At 49.3% G+C, this 3,744-nt stretch carries 5 protein-coding genes; all 5 read right to left on the reverse strand.

Annotated features, from left to right (window positions below; translation table 11 throughout):
* On the reverse strand, positions 1-780 hold a 780-nt coding region (locus BWI93_RS16505; protein ID WP_141217486.1), incomplete at its 3' end, for a hypothetical protein.
* Between the two features lie 564 nt (positions 781-1,344).
* A complete protein-coding gene (locus BWI93_RS27475) occupies positions 1,345-1,620 on the reverse strand; it encodes a hypothetical protein (protein WP_141217487.1) in 276 nt (91 codons plus the stop codon).
* 62 nt (positions 1,621-1,682) lie between these two features.
* Positions 1,683-2,732 (reverse strand): SGNH/GDSL hydrolase family protein, encoded by a 1,050-nt coding sequence (locus tag BWI93_RS16515; RefSeq protein WP_094813245.1) that lies wholly within the window; start codon positions 2,730-2,732, stop codon positions 1,683-1,685.
* Between the two features lie 4 nt (positions 2,733-2,736).
* Positions 2,737-3,003, reverse strand: a complete 267-nt coding sequence (locus BWI93_RS16520) for a hypothetical protein (protein WP_094813247.1) — start codon at positions 3,001-3,003, stop codon at positions 2,737-2,739.
* A 2-nt stretch (positions 3,004-3,005) separates the two neighbouring features.
* Positions 3,006-3,744 (reverse strand): SGNH/GDSL hydrolase family protein (locus BWI93_RS16525; RefSeq protein ID WP_141217488.1); only part of this gene is annotated, 739 nt, incomplete at its 5' end.

A 3,744-nucleotide genomic window follows, 5' to 3' on the forward strand; every position in this document is an offset into this window, starting at 1 on the left:
AGACGCATCAAACGTACCCGTCGCAGTCGGTGCTCCTTCCTGGGAAAGCGGGTCGAAACTGAAATTTTTGACCACCCCGTCCAACATGAACCACTGGGTTAGGGTCTGCCCCGTTTCCCGTCCGTACACAAATAGTTTATCCTGCCAGATCGACGCATATCCAATCTTTCCGGGACTCGTATGCGTATCCGGACGATCCACCCAGGTAATCCCCGAACCGCCGCCGCCTGCAGTAATCCCCAGAGCCTTCTGCAGAAACAGACGATAGTCCTGAATACCCATGCGGACCGTCGTCGTACCGAGGTTCATCAGGAATTCGCCGTTCGATAAGCTCAAACCTTCAGCTGTGACGAGCGAAGGCATGTTCTGAGAGTTCCAGATCAGACGATCAGCCTGAATGTTACCCAAGCTTCCCTGATCGGCCTGAACGATGCTAAACCGGTTTCCTTCCCCGAGGCTCAGGCCCTTACCCGGCAGGTAAACAATACCCGGACCTCCGCCGCCACCCGGCGAGCGGTTGATAAGATCCTGAACGAAGGCCCGAAAGTCCCGTATGATGCGTTTGCCCTTTACATCATAGTAAAAGGTCCAGGTAGTATCCGCGGTGATCGGGCTCAGATAGGTAGACCAACCTTCCTTGGTGGGATAGGCACTGGCACCGGCCCGCTGGCTGACGCCGAACTCGAACTCGGCCTTCTGGGCTTTTTGGATGGTTTGCTGGCCAAGTACCGGCGTTCCCAGCAGGAACAGGCCCAATACGGCATAAAGTAAGCGTTTCATTTTTAAGTGTTTTGGAGTGAGAATCGAAACTGAAAGAGCATACTTCTGGCAAAGACTAGGCGGTTTTCCTAGCCTTCAAAAGGGTGTTTTAAGGTTTGCTGAAAGCTTTTAGGAGTTTGTCTGGAATTTTACTGGCGTCGAACGTGTAATCAGCGTACTCGTACTTTCGCCAAAGCACCAGGCTGTCAGGTACCCCTATCGTTCGATAAGTGGGAGGCTCATGCAAAGACCCGTAGCCTGTCCTAATCGTGGGCATACGTTTAATCTGAAGCGATTCGTCCTCGTCTACAAAAACAGTCAGCATAGAGAGCGTATCGACACTGAGGATTTTGGAATGCGGTTGGTTACTTAAAAAGTCAGAGGGATATTCTTTTAGGGGGTCCCATCCGATATTCGCATACTGCTGACACCGCTGACAAGGACACTGACATTGCCCAGAAAGGCTCACTAGGAGCAGGATTAAAAAGACGATTAGGGGTCTCATAGGATTGAGTTTAGTCCGAAAGGGCGTACTTCTGGCAAAGACTAGGTGGTTTTGCTAACCCTCAGAAGTTTGATTTTTAGCTATTTAGAGGATTCAGGGAAGAATCGCCTGCGAACGTGACTGTCCAGTACAGCAGGATCAAGCGAGTAGTAGGCAGTTGTTGTGCCGGATCGCCTGCTAGTGGCCACGATGCGTAGCGTTTTCACGGGCCTGGTGTGTTCTACGCCGCTTAAATCTGCATATACCGTCTGGATCATAAGCGTATCAACGCCGACACTGGAGGTAGGGGCTTGCGGCGTCTGAGCGGATACCTTACAAGCGAAAGCGAGCAGGAAAAGGACTAGGAAGCGTTTCATTTATTTTGTGTTTTGGAGTTGAGAAAAGGACTTAGAACGTAATGTTGTTGGCTTGAAAGAGATTAAGCGAATAGGGATTGGTTGTTGTCAAGTAGCGTGATTACGTCCGCACTACCTGAATCGTTGATGTGAATTCCTTGGCCTGAACCATCAGAAGGTGCGTACTTGCTGTCCGCGGGTACAAACGCTTCACCCAGGTTCAAGTACCTGATTAAAGGATCACCCGCAGCCGCTACCAAATCCCTTTTGATAGTTCTGAAATCGTTCGCTTTTGCCTGGTTAGCGGCTACCTGAAGCGGTGTACTACCGTAAAAGAGCAGTACTGTGTTCTTAAAAAACTTCTTCTTCCAGTTTATAAGACCCTGCACGTAAGCGGTGAACTGTGCATTTGTAGTACTCTGAGCAACGTCGTTGGTTCCGTGATTTTCAACGATAACCTTTACATCAGGATACCGCCAGAGTCCGTTGTTGATATTATATAAAGCATATCGTGAACTACTTCCTCCCACCGCCTTATTGACTATCTGTAGATTTCTGCCCGCTGTTTCAAATAGCATCTTAGATTCCCAGATGAAGTGGTTAAGCCTAGTGGTAGGCCCTGTATCTCCGGTAGCTATGCTATCGCCAATCACCAGCATTAATCCATCGTTGTAAAAGTTCTGATCAGAATAGCAGGCGATGGTATTAAACGTTATCGTTGACCTATGGCCTGTCAGGGTTGTCTCGGAGGTAGCGGTTATATTCCAATTAATCGTAGATAGCATAGAGCCATCCAGAAACTGATTAATTTCAAATATCAGAGGCCCATAGAAGGGTCCTGTCCATCCTCTAAGATTAGGAAAGGCATAATTGCCGTAGTTGGTGGCGTTGGGTGAAACTAAACCCACAAGGTTTATTTCAACATTCTTATTACTGTTAATTACTATCGTACTAATAAACATCATCTGTTTATTAGGTATGGTTAGACTACCGAGAAACTGACCAGCACCGGTCATTTGGGCTAGTACTAAATCAGCCGTGGATATTCTCGCTATGGAAGCATGATGACCATAAAGTTCGAAAAAGTCTCTGGCGACCCCGACTCGATTGTTGGCTATTGGAAATCCTGCCATGGCTTTAGTTCATTTTTTGAGCAGCCCACCACCAAATAGAGCCGTCAGATTGTTTAGAATATTTCGAAGGATTGCCGTCGTTGTTCTGTTCATCAGAAGCAACAGCATAAAAGGTTTCCTCGAGTGGATCAGGCAGAGCTACCAAGTCGGCGTAACTGGCTACTGGCACGAACGCCGGTAGCAAGGGCGGACGCTGCAGCACCTGAGTCCAGACCACGCGGGTGTTTCGGTAGACGTCAGCCGATACGGCACGAACATTGAGTGCTGACATGGCTAGAGTTGGTTTAGAAAGTTTGAAATCTGACGAGCAATCGCGGGCATACCCACCAGGCTATTGGGGTGGACGTTATCGGAGGTGTAATGCGAAATGTTTTCGTAGGTGATTCCAGACGTGGAAAACAAATCAAGCACCGGTACGGCATACAAAGCCGCCACGTCCTTGATCGCCTGGGCATACCCCAGCTGCGAGACGTAAAGACTGCTATCATTGCCCCGTTGTAAGGGCGTGAGGAAGGCAATTCGCCGGGCGGGATTGCCCGCCTGAAGCCCCTGAATTGTGCCTTTCAGAGCCCCGTAAAACGTAGTATCTTCCGTGCTGGTAATATCGCCCAGCGGCACGCTATAGAATCCGTCGTTGGTGCCGATGAAAACGACGATTAGATCAGCCCCAAGAGCATTGATTTCCGCAATTCTTGAAAGCAGGGAAGGACGGACAACGCCGTCCTCAGGCGTGGTAACGTTCTCTTTTCCCTTTGCCAGACAAGAACCCGAAACGGCGTTATTGACATAGCTAAACCCGTGTCGGGCCTGAATGTATTTCTGAAACTGGTCCAGAAACGTGATGCTATCGCCAGCGAACACGAGTTTTTTTCTATGCCAGGGCGAGAGCTGAAGAATGATTCCTGAAAAGTCAATCAGCTCCGGCGGTATCGTATTGCGAAACGCCTCCACGGGCGTTGCTACAGGGCCTTTTTGCAGCTGAAGCTTGCTGTAATCACTACTACCCCCCGTT

This window comes from Siphonobacter sp. BAB-5385 (genome assembly GCF_002261125.1).
GTDB lineage: Bacteria > Bacteroidota > Bacteroidia > Cytophagales > Spirosomataceae > Siphonobacter.